This window comes from Blautia sp. 210820-DFI.6.14, from assembly GCF_020558815.1.
In the GTDB taxonomy this organism is placed as follows: Bacteria; Bacillota; Clostridia; order Lachnospirales; family Lachnospiraceae; genus Blautia_A; species Blautia_A obeum.
Genome location: NZ_JAJCKS010000001.1, coordinates 309,627 through 325,293, shown reverse-complemented (window position 1 = coordinate 325,293; position 15,667 = coordinate 309,627). Strand labels below are relative to the sequence as shown.

Genomic DNA, 15,667 nt, shown 5'->3' with positions numbered 1-15,667 from the left:
TACAATGTTTTCTGTCTCGGATAAAGAGGAAAACCGGGACAATGGAGGTTATCTATTATATGAGAAATTATTATCCTTTGACGGCAGCTCAGAAGATGCATCATAACTGGATCATGGATTATGGTACACAGCAGGTATCTGGCGTAAGTGTTGTGGCTTCTGTACAGGCAGAACTGGATTTTGGATTATTAAAAAAATGTATTCAGATGGAAACAGAGCGTTCAGGCTGTACCAGAGTCCGTTTTACAAAGCCGGATAAAGATGGAAATGTAAAACAGTATATAGAGAAGCAGGATTCGCGAGATATTGAGCTGAAGGATCTGTCGGGAATGGAAAGTCTGGCAAAGGCAGATGAGCTGATGCAGCAGTGGGCTTATGAAACATTTGACGGAGATAATATCCCGATGTGTGAATTTATTATGCTGAAGCTTCCGGAAGGATACAATGGTTTCTTTTTACATATGGATCACAGACTGATCGATTCCTGTGGGCTTGTAGTTATGATTGAAGACCTGTTCCAATTATATACGCATTACAGATATGGAACAGCCTGCCCGCAGGAGCTGGTAGATTTTGAAACAGTCCTGAAAAAAGATCTGGCAAAAGCGGGCAATGAAAAGCGTTTTGCAAAAGACAAAAAATTCTGGGATGACCAGCTGGATGCATTGGGCGAGCCGTTATATTCTGATATACAGGGACCAGCCGTATTAGAGGAAGCAAGAAAACGTCATGGAAATCCGAAACTTCGTGCTTCTGATATTGAGATGAATGAGCTGTTTGTTGCAGTAAAGGATTATCATCTGGAACCTTATGCAACACAGAACCTGATGGATTTCTGTATGAATCATCAGCTCTCTATGACGAATCTGCTTCTGCTTGGTATTCGTACTTATCTGTCAAAAGTAAATAATGGACAGGAAGATATTACGATCCAGAATTTTATATCCAGACGTTCTACCCATGAAGAATGGACTTCTGGAGGAAGTCGAACCATTATGTTCCCGTGCAGAACAGTGATCTCACCGGAAACAGATTTTCTTTCGGCAGCTTATGAAATCCAGAATATGCAGAATCGAATTTATATGCACAGCAATTATGATCCGGCATTTATTGTGGATGAGATGAGAAAAAGATATCATACACCGGAGCATACCAGTTATGAAAGCTGCTATCTGACCTATCAGCCAATGCCGGTGAAGGTGGAGAATGAAATGCTTGGAACCATACGCCAGCATGCCAAATGGTTTGCAAACGGTGCCGCAACCAAAAAAATGTATCTGACCGTATCGCATACTGAGGATGGTGGCATGAACTTCTCCTATCATTATCAGACTGCTCATCTGGAAGAGCATGACATGGAACTGCTTTATTATTATATGATGCGTATTCTTTTTAAGGGGATTGCAGAGCCGGATATGAGCATCGGCGAGATTATGGAACAGGTATAGAAATCAAAAATAACAGGAGGATATGAGATGAATCAGGAAATGGAATTTAAAAATATTGTAGCGCAGTACAGCAAAGTGAAACCGGAAGAGATGACGGGTGAAATGAGATTCCGTGAAGATCTGGGATTTACTTCTCTGGATTTCATGTCTTTTCTGGGAGAGCTTGAGGATACCTTTGACATTGAACTTGAGGAAACCGAAGTGACCCAAATTACAACTCTTGAGGAGGCGCTTAAGCTTCTGGAGGAGCTTCAGTAAGAATGAAGCTGTTGTCCGCAGAAAAGTGAAGGAGGAGAAAGACATGCTGATCAGGGAGATATTAGAAGAAAGTGTACAGAAATTTGGCGAAGTCAAAGCAGTAAAATGGCTTAACAGGAAAGAAGTTCTGGAGAGAAGTTATAGCGAAATGTTGAGAAACGTGATTTCCATCAGAAAAGGACTTCTTGCAGAAGACTTTGCGGGAAAGCATATTGCATTGATCGGAACCAGCTCTGTAGAATGGATCGAAAGTTATCTGGGAATTATTACAGGATGTATTACAGCGGTGCCGCTGGATGCAGCACTCCCATGTGAAGAACTGATCGATCTGATAAACCGATCCGATTCCGAAGCACTCTTCTTAAGTCCGAAACACAGACCATATCTGGAAGCGTTCCTTGCAAACTGTCCGAAACTCCAGAAAGTATGGATGCTCCAGGAAGAGGTGGAGGATGTACCTTCAGGTGTATACAGCATCAATGAGCTGAGAAACACGGGAATTAGTGCATCGGCAGATGCTTCCTGTCCGGCAGCAGAAGATATTGCGACGATTATCTTTACTTCCGGAACGACAGGAAAGAGCAAAGGGGTTATGCTGACACAGAATAATCTGGCATCCAATGTTGAGGCAGTTAAGATTTCAGCAGAACCCGGAACTGCCATGCTCAGTGTACTTCCAATCCATCATGCATTCTGTCTTGTCATGGACTGGCTGAAAGGTTTCTCTCAGGGAGCAACTATCTGTATTAATGACTCTCTGCTTCATATGGTCAGAAATATGAGTATTTTTAAACCCGATATCATGCTCATGGTTCCGATGATGATTGAAACAATTTATAAGAGACTGTCAGCAGCTGATCCACAAATCCCGAAGGCAGTTCTTGCAGAAAAAGTTTTCGGTGGAAAACTGCAGACGATTTTTACCGGTGGCGCACATCTGGATCCGTACTATATTGACCGTTTTGCAGAGTATGGTGTTCAGATTCTGGAAGGATATGGCATGTCAGAATGTTCTCCTGTTATCAGTAATAATACACCGGAAAATCATAAGCCGGGTTCTATTGGAAGACCACTTGAGAATGTGGAGATAAGATTTGAAAACGGTGAGATTCTGGTAAAAGGCACAAGTGTTATGAAAGGGTATTATCAGATGCCGGACGAGACAGCTGAAACACTGAAAGATGGCTGGCTGCATACTGGCGATAAGGGTTATATGGATGAAGATGGATACCTCTTTATTAATGGCCGTGTAAAAAATCTGATCATTCTCTCCAATGGAGAAAATATATCTCCTGAGGAAATCGAGAACAAGCTTGCATTGAATCCGCTTGTGGGAGAGGTTATTGTAACAGGTGAGGACAATGGTCTTACAGCCCGAATTTATCCGGAACAGGCAGTTGTGGAGGCAAAGGCACTGGATACGGAGATGATTCGTTCACAGCTTCAGGAATTTCTGGATGAATACAATAAAAATCAGCCGACCTATCGTCGTATTACAGGCCTGGTGATCCGGAAAAATCCGTTTATACGCAGCACGACAAAGAAAATCAGGAGACAGGATGTCCTGATCGACGAGCCACAGGCATAATAAAAACCCGTTTGAGTGAATTTCTCAGACGGGTTTTTATTATGTCTGTTTATATGCAGGGCATTCAGGATAAAAGAGGCAGCATGCCAGACAGGAAAATCTGCGTCAGAATCCCTGCAATGACTTCTGGTGCAAGATCAAAATTATCCCTTGTCCATTTGTGAAGGACACCGATCGTACTGCCGATCGCACAGGTGATCACGTAAGATATTTCCTCTTTTGTATGCCTGCCGGGTCTGGCACTGGAGGTAGTAGCGGTGACATAGTGATGAAGCATAGTCAGCATTTTTTCAAAGAGATCATTTCCATGAGGCGTACTCAGAAGACTGGAAAGAAAAGGATTTTCCATTGTATAACGGCAGATCGTCAGAAAATAGGACTGACAGATATCGTGGTCATTTTCAGGATGAAATTTTTCCATTATGGAGAAAACATCATGAATCGTCTTTTCTTCAACAGCAGATACAAGAGAGGGGATGTCCTGATAATGATTATAAAAAGTGCTTCTCGCGATACCGGCTGTTTTTGTGATATCGGATACAGTGATCTGGTCAGTAGTTTTTTTCTTTACAAGTTTAAAAAAAGCACCCAGAATAGCTTCATCCGCTACAGAATATCTTTCATCAGAAACTGGATTTTGCATAGTCACGATTCCCTCCCACATCTTATCAATAAATATAATAAAGTATAACACAAATCCAATAGTATAAGAACAAGAAAAAACAGTAACAAGCAGTTTACGCTTCTGGTAAAAAAATAACGATAATGTTTAGAAAATAACAAGATTTTGGGGCCTGTAGAAATTAAAATTTATAAAAAAAGCCAATCTTTTTGATAAAAATATACAATAATATCTGGATAAAATGAGTGCTTTGTGCTACATTTATATAGACAGTAATTATAGAACCAGATTATCAGATCTTTATTGTTTTTTTCTTAACAGTGCAGAGGAGGAAAAGAAGGATAAAAGGCGATAAGTATACAGGTTCAAATATTTCATAAGGAAGGTGAGCAATTGGAAAACTATACTAAGTACAAGCTGAAAAGCAGTGATGAACTTACATCAGTGCTGAACGGCAGGGACAACCTGTTTGTGATTGCCTGCAACAAGTGTTTCAAAGAGTTTGAAACTGTTGACGAACCAGATTGCGGAGAGTTCCTGAAATTTGCTGCGGAGCAGGGAAAAAACGTCACGGGCAGTGCAAAGTTTGATTTCTTATGCAATAAAATGCACACAGAAAGAAAATTACAGGATCTGATTCCAGAAGGTACAGAGAATGTAGTAGTAATTTCCTGTGGTCTTGGTATTCAGACTGTTGCGGATCTGGCTGGCAAACCGGTCATTGCCGCAAGCAATACCCTTAACTACAGAGGCCATCATGGTATGGCACTTACAAAGAAGAGCTGTGATGCTTGTGCACAGTGCTATCTGAACATTACCGGAGGCGTCTGTCCTATCGTTGACTGTTCAAAAAGTCTTGTAAATGGACAGTGCGGCGGAGCAAAGAACGGAAAATGCGAAGTGGATCCGAACAAGGATTGTGCATGGGAAAAAATCTATCAGAGACTGGCAAAACAGGGACGTCTGGAAGAATTTCTCAATCAGCCGGTACAGGTTCGTGATTTCTCCAAAGTTAATTTCAAGGTCATCAATGACTATGTGAAATCTATCAGAGAAGACAGACTGAACGGATATTACGGCGGTGTTCATCCATCAGAACACAAGGAATTCAGTGAACATGTTGATCTGAAGAAATTCCCGGATCCGAAGACTGTTGTAATTTCCATGTCACAGCATCTGGGAGCTCCGGCTAACCCGATCGTTCAGGTTGGCGATACCGTAAAAGTTGGTCAGAAGATTGGTGAAGCTGCCGGATTCATCAGTGCTCCGGTACACTCCAGTGTAAGCGGAACTGTAGTTGCCGTTGAACCTCGTATGCATGGTACAAGAGGCAGTGAAGTAATGGCTGTTGTTATTGAATCGGATGGAAAAAATACTCTGCATGAATCCGTACAGCCACATAAATCATTAGATGAACTGACCCCAGATGAAATCATTGACATTGTAAAAGAAGCAGGAATCGTTGGTATGGGTGGTGCAGGTTTCCCAACCTGTGTCAAACTGAAACCAGCCAAACCAGTTGATACGATTCTTCTCAATGGATGCGAATGTGAACCATATTTAACAGCAGACCACAAGGTTCTTCTTGAGTTCGCAGATGATATCATTTTTGGTCTGAAAGCAATCCTCAAGACGACAGGTGCCGAGAAGGGTATCATCGTTATCGAAGATAATAAACCAGATGCTATCGAATTAATGAAAGAAAAAGTTGCTGATATTGGAAATATGGAAGTCTTTGTTGCACGGACCAAATATCCACAGGGTGCTGAAAAAACTCTCATTAAACGTGTCATGGGCAGAAAGGTTCCAAGTGGCGGTCTCCCGGCTGATGTTGGAGTTATCGTAGATAATATCAGTACGGTAAAGGCAATTTCCGATGCAATCCAGAAAGGCATGCCTTTGATCGAGCGTGTTACAACAATAACAGGTGAAAAGATCAAGAATCCTGGCAACTTTATCATCAAGATTGGTACAAGTGTAAAAGATCTGATCGATTATTGCGGTGGATTTACAGATGATGATGTACTGGTTAAGATGGGCGGACCAATGATGGGATTCCCTCTGAACACGCTGGATGTTCCTATGATGAAGGGCTCCAACGGTATCATCGCTATTGATACAGATGAGACAAAAGAGCAGCCATGTATCAAATGCGGACGTTGCGTAGATGTCTGTCCGATGGAACTCTCTCCGCTGTATTTCGTGAAATATGCAAAAGAAGAGAACTGGCAGGGCATGAAAGACATGAACGTTATGGATTGTGTTGAGTGTAGATGCTGCCAGTATATCTGTTCTTCCAAGATTCCGATCATTAACAGTATCAAAGCCGGAAAAAATGCAGTAAGGGGGATGAAGTGATATGTTGATTACTCAGTTAAAAGCAAAAGAAACCATCACATCACTGACAGCTGGAAAGAAAGTTTTTATCATTAACTGCCACGGATGTAAAGAAGTTCGTTTTCCGGAAAAAGAAGCTGTTGAACTTCAGAAAGAGCTTGCTGCTGAGGGAACGGTAACAGGAATCATGACAACGGATTACATTTGTAATCCGGAAAATCTGGAACTTCGCCTTAAGAAACATATGAGTAAGATCCAGGAAGCAGATCTGGTTCTGGTATTCTCCTGTGGTGTTGGTGTACAGACAGTTGCCGAATATCTGGATGACAAGATGGTCTGCGCAGCCTGTGATACATACCCGGTACCAGGTTTCCAGGGTGTGACACCATTAGAGTACAAATGTGACCAGTGTGGCGAATGTTATCTGAACCTGACAGGTGGAATCTGTCCGATCACAGCATGTTCCAAGAGCCTTGTTAACGGCCAGTGCGGTGGTTCCAAGAATGGAAAATGTGAAGTAGACAGTGAGATGGAATGTGGATGGGAACGCATCTACAGACGCCTGAAAGAAATCGGACGCCTTGACGCACTGAAATGCCCGACACAGATTCATAATTTTGCGACAGATGATGAAGTAAAATAATTAAAATGTCTGGTAACTATTTAGTTACGAAGCCTGATAAATTATAATATTATAATGATTGGAGCAATGTACAATGAAAATGAAAGAATTATTCGACCGTGGTGAATTTGTAGTTTCAGCAGAAGTAGGACCGCCGAAAGGAATTCATGTAGATGAACTGGTAGAGGAAGCCAAAACATATCTCAAAGATGTCCATGCAGTTAACGTAACAGATAACCAGTCTTCTGTTATGCGTCTTGGCTCTCTTGCAATGTGTAAAGTTCTTAAAGATGCAGGAATGGATCCGATCTTCCAGCTTGCATGCCGTGACAGAAACCGTATTGCTCTGGAATCTGATCTTTTAAGTGCTGCAATGTTTGGTATTGAGAACATTCTCTGTCTGACAGGTGACCATACAAAGATGGGTGACCATCCGCAGGCAAAACCGGTATTCGACCTTGATTCCGTATCTCTTCTTCATACAGTAAAACTTCTGGAGTCAGGTGTAGACCTTGGTGGAAACGAACTGGTTGGTGAACCGCCGAAATTCTCCAAAGGTGCTGTAGTATCTCCATGCAGTGATTCCGTTGATGCACAGCTTGCAAAAATGGAAAGAAAAGTTGCTGCAGGTGCAGATTACTTCCAGACACAGGCTGTATTTGAGCCAGAGAAATTCATCAAATTCATGGAAAAAGCAAAACAGTTCGGTAAACCGGTACAGGTTGGTATCATCATTCCGAAGTCAGTTGGAATGGTAAGATTCATGAACAATAACGTTGCCGGTATTCATGTTCCGGACGAAATGATCGAAGAACTGAAAGCAGACAAAGAAAAGACAAAAGCAGGTATCACAGGTGTTGAGATCGCCGCGCGCATTATCAAAGAGTGCAAGCCATACTGCCAGGGTGTACATATCATGGCACTTGGCTGGGAATCCAAGATTCCGGATCTGCTGAAACTGGCTGAGATCTAAAAAAGTATATATAGTCTGAAATAAAATGACAGGTGTCTGTCTTTGGTGAGAACCAGAGGCAGGCACCTGTTTTTTGATTCTGTATATGAGTAAAAAACAAAAATATCCATTAAATAATAGACATAAAGCTTGAGTAATGATGACAATTGCATGCTATTTTGTTATAATATTTTTTATGCAATATAGAGGAATATGAAACAGTTAATCATATCAGAAAAAGTACAAAAAGAGATGCTTACAGATTTTATGATTATGAGGGAAACAAAGGGACTGAATGAACAGAAAGATAGAAAAGCAGATAAGAAAAAAAGGTAAGAAAAAAAGATTCTATTTGAGCATTTTTGCATTTATCATGTTGCTTTTTGTACCGGTTTTTGTTTATGCGTCGGAAATGAAAAGTGACGGGAAAACAACTCAGGTAATAGAGGAAGAAAATAAAACCGTGAGAGTTGGCTATTTTCCATATTCCAATTTTCAGGAAGGAAGTTATGGGGAACACAAGCAGGGAGCAGGCTATGAATATCTTCAGAAAATTTCTTATATAACCGGCTGGAAGTATGAATATGTCTATGGTTCATTTAAAGAGTGTCTGGATATGCTGGCAGATGGAAAAATAGACATACTTGGAAGTGTCAGTTATACACCAGAAAGAGCGGAATCTATCGATTTTTCAACCTACGCTGAGGGGACAGAAAAATATTGGATCTATACCCGGGAAGATCATACGGATCTTACGGATGGTGATCTGAAGCAGATGAATGGCTGTCGTATCGGTGTTGCAGATGGAAGTTATCAGAAAGATCTTTTGGAAAAATGGCTGGACAGCAATCAGATCCATGCAGAGGTTGTTGCCTGTAAAGGCTATGATGAGATGATAGAAAAACTGGATGCAGATGAACTGGATGCACTTGTGATCCCGGCACTGTCTGTCAACAGCGATTTTATTGCCATTGCTAATATCGGTGCAGGTGACTGCTATTTCGGTGTATCAAAATCCAGACCGGATCTGTTAAAGGAATTAAATGCTACCCTGGAAGAAATCAACAATACAGAAACGGACTACAGCAGCAAGCTGTATGCCCGTTATGAAGGAAAAGCGGTCATAAATTATGCACTCAACAAGGAAGAAAAACAATGGCTGGATGCACATGAAAATACAATCCGTGTGGGATATCTAAAGGATAATCTTCCTTTCTGCGGTGAAGAAAATGGGAAACTGACAGGAATCCTTGGAACCGTTCTGGATACGGTTCAGGAAAAATATGAAATTACGATCAAGGTGGTTCCCTGTTCCACGGGAGTACAGATGAATGAGGCATTGCAATCTGGTGAAATAGATATTGCCGGTCCTATCATTCAGGATTTTTATATACAGGAACAGTTTCAGGTGGTGTTGACAGATGCAATCTTTGATATTACGCCAGTTGTTATTTACAAAGGAAAAGAATATAGCAGCTGCCTCTCTACGATTGCAGTGACAGAGACATCATTGTATTCTGAATTGATGGTGACCCCTCTTTTTCCGGATGCAGAGATTAAACAATATGGCACACAGGAAGAATGCCTGGAGGCAGTAGCAAATGGAAAAGTAGGAGCAACTGTTATTCCATCTTCGAAGATTAATCTTCTTAATGAAAGTCCACTGACCAAAAGCCTGTCATTTGCAGAAATGGCAAAACGGCAGGAATTAGCGATGTTTACGACGAGAGAAAACAGAAGAGCAGCTACCATTATCAATAAAGCAATCGATCAGTCCTCCAATATTTTAAATGGCGTTGTCCTTGCACAGAATTCTGTTTCAGAAAAGAAAATGACCTTGCAGGATGTACTTACAGAGTATGCCGGTTTCGTTATCGGAGTTTCATTTGTGATTATTTTTGTATTACTTCTTCTGGTTTATTCCCTTTCCGTAAGCAGGAAAAAACAGATGGAAGCATTGAAAGAAGCACAGGATGCAAATGCGGCGAATATTGCAAAAACAACTTTCCTGAACCATATGTCCCATGATATCAGGACACCAATGAATGCAATTGTTGGATTTACAGATATTGCCATGAAGAGGAAACCGGATAAAGAAGTGGAGGATTGTCTGAAAAAGATCAGGCAGAGTTCAGAATATCTGATGACACTCATTAACGATGTGCTGGATATCAGCCGCATCGAAAGCGGTAAACTGGAATATAAACCGGTACCGGTAGATCTCAGGGATATGACAGATACTGTTTTGTCGATTGCAAGGGGATATATGGAAAACCGTGACCTTAATTTTTATGTTTCAAGAGAAGAACTTAAAAATCCTTATGTGATGGCAGATGAACTCAGAATCAGGGAAGTATTGCTCAACATTATCAGCAATGCAGTCAAATTTACAAAAGACGGAGGTACCATTTCATTTGTAGCAGAAAACTGTCCGGGCAAGGATGAGCATCATTTAATCGTACGCTATCATATATCAGATACCGGAATTGGTATGAGTGAGGAGTTCCAGACCAGAATATTTGATGAGTTCAGTCAGGAAAATAATGGGGCAAGAACTAGTTATAAGGGAACCGGACTGGGAATGGCGATTGCCAAACGGTATGTAGATCTTATGGGTGGGAAAATTGAAGTCAGCAGCAGACAGGGCATTGGCTCAACATTTACTGTAGAAATCCCGCTGCTTATAGCAGAACATGTACTAACTGAAGAGAAAGAAAAGTTAAGGAAAGATATTGATTTACATGGTTTACGTGTTCTTTTGGCAGAGGACAATGATTTAAACGCAGAAATAGCAATCGCTCTATTGGAAGAAAAAGGGATGATTGTAACCAGAACCACTGATGGTAAATCTGCCCTGACACAGTTTTGCAATACAGTTCCGGGGACTTTTGATCTGATTTTGATGGACATCATGATGCCGGAAATGAATGGGTATGAAACGACAAAAGCTATAAGAAATCTGCCGGATCGTCCGGACGGAAAGGAAATCCCTATTATTGCAATGACAGCAAATGCATTTGCAGAGGATGTACAGGCTGCTTTGAAGGCTGGAATGGACGATCATGTGGCAAAGCCGATTGATATGAGTATTTTAATATCTGTCATCACAAAATATATAGAGCAATGAGTTAGTGGAGATCAAAGCGCCGAATGATGCCAATGACCTGTTTGTTTCCAAGATCGAGCAGCTTCTTCAGGAACACTCTGGTAAATAACTTCAGAAAACAGTAAATAACGATAAAATTTTATACAAAAAATGCGGAAGAGCATTGCGAAGAAATCTATTCGATGACTTTGCAGTGCTCTTTTTTCGTTTTATAGGAGATTATTTTCGTGTGAGAGCGGGAGAAGTTAGTAATAGTATACAAAAAAGCAAAATAACATTGTAGCAATTGTCAATAGATTTTTAGAGAACTTAGATATACACTGTAACTTACAGTTGAGATATAAACATAAGTAAAAGACATAAGAAAAATATATAAGTGAATTAAAGGAGGATTCAAAAATGAAATTAACAATGTATGGAATCAAAGATCGTGCTGCATGGGAAGAAGCAGGAATTGCGCTTCCGGGATATGATGTAGAAGCTGTTTCTGCAAGAGCAAAAGAAGCTCCGGTGTGGGTGCACTTCGGAATTGGAAATATTTTCCGTATATTTATCGGCGGCATTGCAGACGGACTTCTGGAAGAAGGGGTACTCGACAGAGGCATTACCTGTGTAGAAACATTTGACTATGATGTAGTGGATAAGATTTATGAACCATATGATAACCTTGGATTAAGCGTTATCCTTCATGGCGATGGAACACGTGAATGCAAAGTACTTGGTTCCCTGGCAGAAGCAGTTAAGGCGCAGTCCTCAAATGAAGCACAGTGGAAACGCCTGAAAGAGATCTTCAGCAGCAGTTCCCTGCAGATGGTTTCCTTTACGATTACAGAAAAAGGTTATGCTCTGCAGAAAGCAGATGGCACATGGTTCCCATTTGTTGAGGCTGATATTAAGAATGGACCGGATAAAGCAACCGGGGCAATGGCAGTTCTGGTCGCAATGCTTTATGAGAGATACAAAGCAGGCAAATATCCAATCGCACTGGTTTCCATGGATAACTGCTCCCAGAATGGCGCAAAACTTCGTGAATCTGTATTGACTATGACTGAGGAATGGAAGAAAGCTGGATTCGTGGATGAAGGATTTGTAAATTATATAAGCAATGAAAAAGTAGTTGCATTTCCATGGACAATGATCGATAAGATCACACCTCGTCCGAGTGAACAGATTGCAGCAGATCTGGAAAAACTGGGTGTGGAAGATATGCAGCCAGTCATCACTGGAAAGAAAACCTACATTGCACCATTTGTAAATGCAGAGAAACCACAGTACCTCGTAATTGAAGACAGTTTCCCGAACGGACGTCCGGCACTGGAAAAAGGTTTTGGCGTATACATGGCAGACAGAAATACTGTAAATCTGTCTGAACGAATGAAAGTAACCGTTTGCCTGAATCCGGTACATTCAGCAACAGGACCGCTTGGTGTAGTTCTTGGATATGATCTGTTTGCTCATATGCTGAATACAAACGAAGATATGATGAAGATGGCGCGTATGGTAGCTTACGATGAGGGGCTTCCGGTAGTTGCAGATCCGGGAATCCTTTCGCCACAGGCATTTGTAGATGAACTATTTAATGATCGTTTCCCGAATGAATACCTTGGAGATACCAACCTTCGTCTGGCAGTTGATGTATCTCAGATGGTAGGAATTCGCTTTGGAGAAACTGTAAAAGCGTATGTTGCAAAATTTGGAGATGCTTCCGGACTGACTGCAATTCCGTTGGGAATCGCAGGATGGCTCAGATATATGCTTGGTGTTGATGATGAAGGAAACAAATTTGAACTTGCACCGGACCCGATGAATGAAGAACTTCAGGAACAGTTCAAAGACATTGTAGTCGGAAAGCCGGAAACCTTTAAGGACCAGCTGAAACCAATTCTTTCCAATGAGCGTCTGTTCTTTACAGATTTGTACAAAGACGGCGTAGGAGAAAAAATTGAGCATATGTTCCGTGAAATGATTGCAGGGCCGGGGGCTGTTAAAGCAACCATCCACAAATATGTGCATTAAGACAAATTGGATATTAGATAAAAACGCGGAGGAAAAGAAAGATGACAGAAGCGGTATTTGCAGCAGAGCCAACAAGACTTCTGATCGTGGCACTGATTCGTGCATCGGTAGGAGCTGCTGTCGTAGCAATGACAATGGCTGCAGAAATCATGGCTGCAATGCCGGGAGTAGCTGAATTATCTCCTGTTTATCTTGCTGCAATGGTATGCGCGATCAATGGCGGTGCGACTGCATTCAGCCATGTAAATGATTCAGGATTCTGGCTGGTAGGTGCTTTGCTGGAAATTGATGAGAAAACAACTCTGAAGTCCTGGACCATGATGGAAACAATTATTGGATTCACAGGTCTGATCTGTGCAATTGTGATCAGCCTGTTCGCTTAGGAGAGAAACAGATGATTGCAAAAGTAGTTTTGGGAACCATGCAGAATGCAAGAAATCCCGGTGGTGCACCGGCGAATGTTGCAGTAGCAGCCAGCCTCCTCTTTTATATAATTCATAGGGAAATATCTTCGCCTTTGCCATCTTCACTGTATGGCGATACCAGGATAATACATAAAATGCAAAAAGCTGTATGAGGGAATAAATCAAGAGATATATGCAAAAGTAAAAATGCATTATACGTTCGAAATAAAAGAATATCAAATACCTATTAACTATGATAAAATATAGATAAAAAGCATGAAGGAAAACAGAAGAAGGAGTGTAGCGTTTATGAAAGAATTACTCTACGGAGCAGCCTACTACGATGAATACATGCCATATGAACGTCTTGCGAAGGATGTTTCCATGATGCAAAAAGCCGGGATTAATACGGTGCGGATCGCAGAATCCACATGGAGTACCTGCGAGCCTCAGGAAGGAGTTTTTGATTTTTCTCATGTGATCCGTGTGATGGATGCAATGGAAAAAGCAGGGATTAATGTTATCATAGGGACTCCGACCTACGCTGTGCCGACCTGGATGGTAGAAGCATATCCTGACGTATTGGCAGAAACGGTCAGGGGAAGAGGCATTTATGGGACAAGACAGAACATGGACATTACACATCCGGTTTACCGTTATCATGCAGAAAAAGTAATCCGTAAACTGATGGAGGTTTCTGCACATCGTAAGTGTGTGATTGGATTTCAGTTGGATAATGAAACAAAATATTATGGAACAGCAGGCAGGAATGTACAGCTTGGGTTCGTGAAATACCTTCGTGAGAAATTTCATAATGATCTGGACACCATGAATCACGAATTCGGTCTGGATTACTGGAGCAATCGCATCAATGCATGGGAAGATTTTCCGGATGTGCGTGGCACGATCAATGGAAGTCTGGGTGCGGAGTTTGAAAAATACCAGAGAAGTCTGGTGGAAGAATTCCTTGGCTGGCAGGCAGCGATTGTTTCCGAATATAAGAGAGAAGATCAGTTTATCACTCACAATCTGGATTTTGAGTGGAGAGGTTATTCCTACGGCGTGCAGCCGGATGTGAACCATTTCAAATGTGCAAAGCACCTGACTATGGCAGGAACAGATATTTATCATCCGACCCAGGATCATCTGACCGGTGCAGAAATTGCCTTTGGCGGAGACCTGATCCGATGTCTTAAAAATGACAACTATCTGGTTCTGGAAACAGAAGCACAGGGTTATCCGGGCTGGACACCGTATGATGGGCAGCTTCGTCTGCAGGCATACAGCCATCTGGCATCCGGTGCGCTTGGCGTGATGTACTGGCACTGGCATTCAATCCATAACTCCTTTGAGACTTATTGGAAAGGTCTTCTTAGCCATGACATGGAAGAAAATGCTGTATACCGAGAGGCATGTATCGTAGGTGATGAATTTAAGAAACTTTCTCCTGTTTTATCAGGCTTGAAGAAGGATAACAAAGTTGCAATCATGGTGAGCAACGAGGCTCTGACTGCACTCAAATGGTTTGGAATCGAAGCAACTGCAGCAGGAAACAGTGGAATTGGATACAACGATGTTGTTCGCCGGATCTACGATGCACTTTATAAAATAAATATAGAGTGTGACATTATCTGGGAAGAGAGCGAAAATATTGAGAAATACCAGGCAATCATCCTTCCGGCTATGTACACTGCAGATGAAAAAGTTCTCACACGTCTGAAAGATTATACCGCGCAGGGAGGCACACTGATCGCGACGTTCAAGACTGCATTTGCCAACGAGAATGTGAAGGTATATTCTGACAGACAGCCACATATTCTGAGTGAAGTCTTCGGGATGTATTATCAGCAGTTTACATTCCCGGAAAAAGTTACTCTGACAGGTTTTGAAGGTGGTGAACCAGAGGCAGAGACTTTCATGGAACTTCTGATTCCGGATGGTGCAGAAATCATTTCTGCATATCAGCATCCAAACTGGAAAAAGTATGCCGCAGTTACGCATCATACTTATGAAAGCGGAAATGCCTGGTATATCGGATGTATGTTTGAAGAATGCTACCTGCAGCAGTTGTTGATAAAGATTCTGGCTAAGGCTAGTGTAAATGCTGCAGTGCCGGAAAAATTCCCGGTGATCGTGCGAGAGGGAGTCAATGAACAGGGCGAAAAACTTCGTTTCTATCTGAATTATTCCTGGGAAGAGCAAAGAGTTGAGGTGGCGGATGATTTTGAGGTAGTACTTGGGAATGGTGATAGTACGAAGCATGAAATTTACCTGTCGGCATGGGATGTATGTATTATAAAATTTGAAAAATAAA

The 15,667-nt window shown here is 41.6% G+C and carries 11 protein-coding genes and 1 pseudogene; 11 read left to right on the top strand and 1 reads right to left on the bottom strand.

Features of this window, described 5'->3' with window-relative positions:
* Positions 1-59 precede the first annotated feature (59 nt).
* The 3 genes from LI112_RS01455 to LI112_RS01445 are packed head-to-tail and all read left to right on the top strand — an operon-like array spanning position 60 to position 3,294.
* Positions 60-1,448: a condensation domain-containing protein gene (locus tag LI112_RS01455; protein WP_055055448.1), complete on the top strand. Its 1,389-nt coding sequence runs from the start codon at positions 60-62 to the stop codon at positions 1,446-1,448.
* 27 nt (positions 1,449-1,475) lie between these two features.
* Entirely contained in the window at positions 1,476-1,706 is a 231-nt protein-coding gene (locus LI112_RS01450; RefSeq protein WP_005428211.1) for an acyl carrier protein, read from the top strand.
* A 43-nt stretch (positions 1,707-1,749) separates the two neighbouring features.
* Positions 1,750-3,294: a long-chain fatty acid--CoA ligase gene (locus tag LI112_RS01445; RefSeq protein ID WP_055055392.1), complete on the top strand. Its 1,545-nt coding sequence runs from the start codon at positions 1,750-1,752 to the stop codon at positions 3,292-3,294.
* A gap of 64 nt (positions 3,295-3,358) precedes the next feature.
* Here LI112_RS01445 and LI112_RS01440 read toward each other — a convergent pair whose 3' ends face one another.
* Entirely contained in the window at positions 3,359-3,937 is a 579-nt protein-coding gene (locus LI112_RS01440) for a TetR/AcrR family transcriptional regulator (RefSeq protein WP_022388056.1), read from the bottom strand.
* A 372-nt stretch (positions 3,938-4,309) separates the two neighbouring features.
* Here LI112_RS01440 and rsxC point away from each other — a divergent pair, with 372 nt between their 5' ends.
* The 8 genes and pseudogenes from rsxC (at position 4,310) to LI112_RS01400 (ending at position 15,666) form a co-directional block, all read left to right on the top strand.
* Positions 4,310-6,274, top strand: coding sequence for an electron transport complex subunit RsxC (gene rsxC, locus LI112_RS01435; protein WP_022388057.1), 1,965 nt, complete (start codon positions 4,310-4,312; stop codon positions 6,272-6,274).
* A gap of 1 nt (position 6,275) precedes the next feature.
* Positions 6,276-6,896, top strand: a complete 621-nt coding sequence (locus LI112_RS01430; protein ID WP_005428198.1) for a methylenetetrahydrofolate reductase C-terminal domain-containing protein — start codon at positions 6,276-6,278, stop codon at positions 6,894-6,896.
* A 73-nt stretch (positions 6,897-6,969) separates the two neighbouring features.
* Positions 6,970-7,848, top strand: coding sequence for a methylenetetrahydrofolate reductase (locus tag LI112_RS01425; RefSeq protein WP_005428196.1), 879 nt, complete (start codon positions 6,970-6,972; stop codon positions 7,846-7,848).
* A gap of 274 nt (positions 7,849-8,122) precedes the next feature.
* The gene (locus LI112_RS01420) at positions 8,123-10,954 is read left to right on the top strand and encodes a transporter substrate-binding domain-containing protein (RefSeq protein WP_227190121.1); all 2,832 of its coding nucleotides are present in this window, start codon (positions 8,123-8,125) and stop codon (positions 10,952-10,954) included.
* 378 nt (positions 10,955-11,332) lie between these two features.
* The gene (locus LI112_RS01415) at positions 11,333-12,949 is read left to right on the top strand and encodes a mannitol dehydrogenase family protein (protein WP_227190120.1); all 1,617 of its coding nucleotides are present in this window, start codon (positions 11,333-11,335) and stop codon (positions 12,947-12,949) included.
* Between the two features lie 80 nt (positions 12,950-13,029).
* Positions 13,030-13,332 (top strand): annotated as a pseudogene (locus tag LI112_RS01410) (gluconate permease); the annotation flags it as partial.
* 11 nt (positions 13,333-13,343) lie between these two features.
* Positions 13,344-13,526 carry a hypothetical protein gene (locus tag LI112_RS01405; protein WP_227190119.1) on the top strand — a complete coding sequence of 61 codons (183 nt, stop codon included), beginning with the start codon at positions 13,344-13,346 and terminating at the stop codon, positions 13,524-13,526.
* Positions 13,527-13,662: 136 nt separating this feature from the next.
* A complete protein-coding gene (locus tag LI112_RS01400) occupies positions 13,663-15,666 on the top strand; it encodes a beta-galactosidase (protein WP_022388061.1) in 2,004 nt (667 codons plus the stop codon).
* Position 15,667 lies beyond the last annotated feature (1 nt).

Excerpts from the sequence above, each read along its gene's own strand:
- LI112_RS01455 (WP_055055448.1), top strand. The coding sequence starts at position 60 with ATGAGAAATTATTATCCTTTGACGGCAGCTCAGAAGATGCATCATAAC.
- LI112_RS01450 (WP_005428211.1), top strand. The coding sequence starts at position 1,476 with ATGAATCAGGAAATGGAATTTAAAAATATTGTAGCGCAGTACAGCAAA.
- LI112_RS01445 (WP_055055392.1), top strand. The coding sequence starts at position 1,750 with ATGCTGATCAGGGAGATATTAGAAGAAAGTGTACAGAAATTTGGCGAA.
- LI112_RS01440 (WP_022388056.1), bottom strand. The coding sequence starts at position 3,937 with ATGCAAAATCCAGTTTCTGATGAAAGATATTCTGTAGCGGATGAAGCT.
- LI112_RS01430 (WP_005428198.1), top strand. The coding sequence starts at position 6,276 with ATGTTGATTACTCAGTTAAAAGCAAAAGAAACCATCACATCACTGACA.
- LI112_RS01425 (WP_005428196.1), top strand. The coding sequence starts at position 6,970 with ATGAAAATGAAAGAATTATTCGACCGTGGTGAATTTGTAGTTTCAGCA.
- LI112_RS01420 (WP_227190121.1), top strand. The coding sequence starts at position 8,123 with ATGAACAGAAAGATAGAAAAGCAGATAAGAAAAAAAGGTAAGAAAAAA.
- LI112_RS01415 (WP_227190120.1), top strand. The coding sequence starts at position 11,333 with ATGAAATTAACAATGTATGGAATCAAAGATCGTGCTGCATGGGAAGAA.
- LI112_RS01405 (WP_227190119.1), top strand. The coding sequence starts at position 13,344 with ATGATTGCAAAAGTAGTTTTGGGAACCATGCAGAATGCAAGAAATCCC.
- LI112_RS01400 (WP_022388061.1), top strand. The coding sequence starts at position 13,663 with ATGAAAGAATTACTCTACGGAGCAGCCTACTACGATGAATACATGCCA.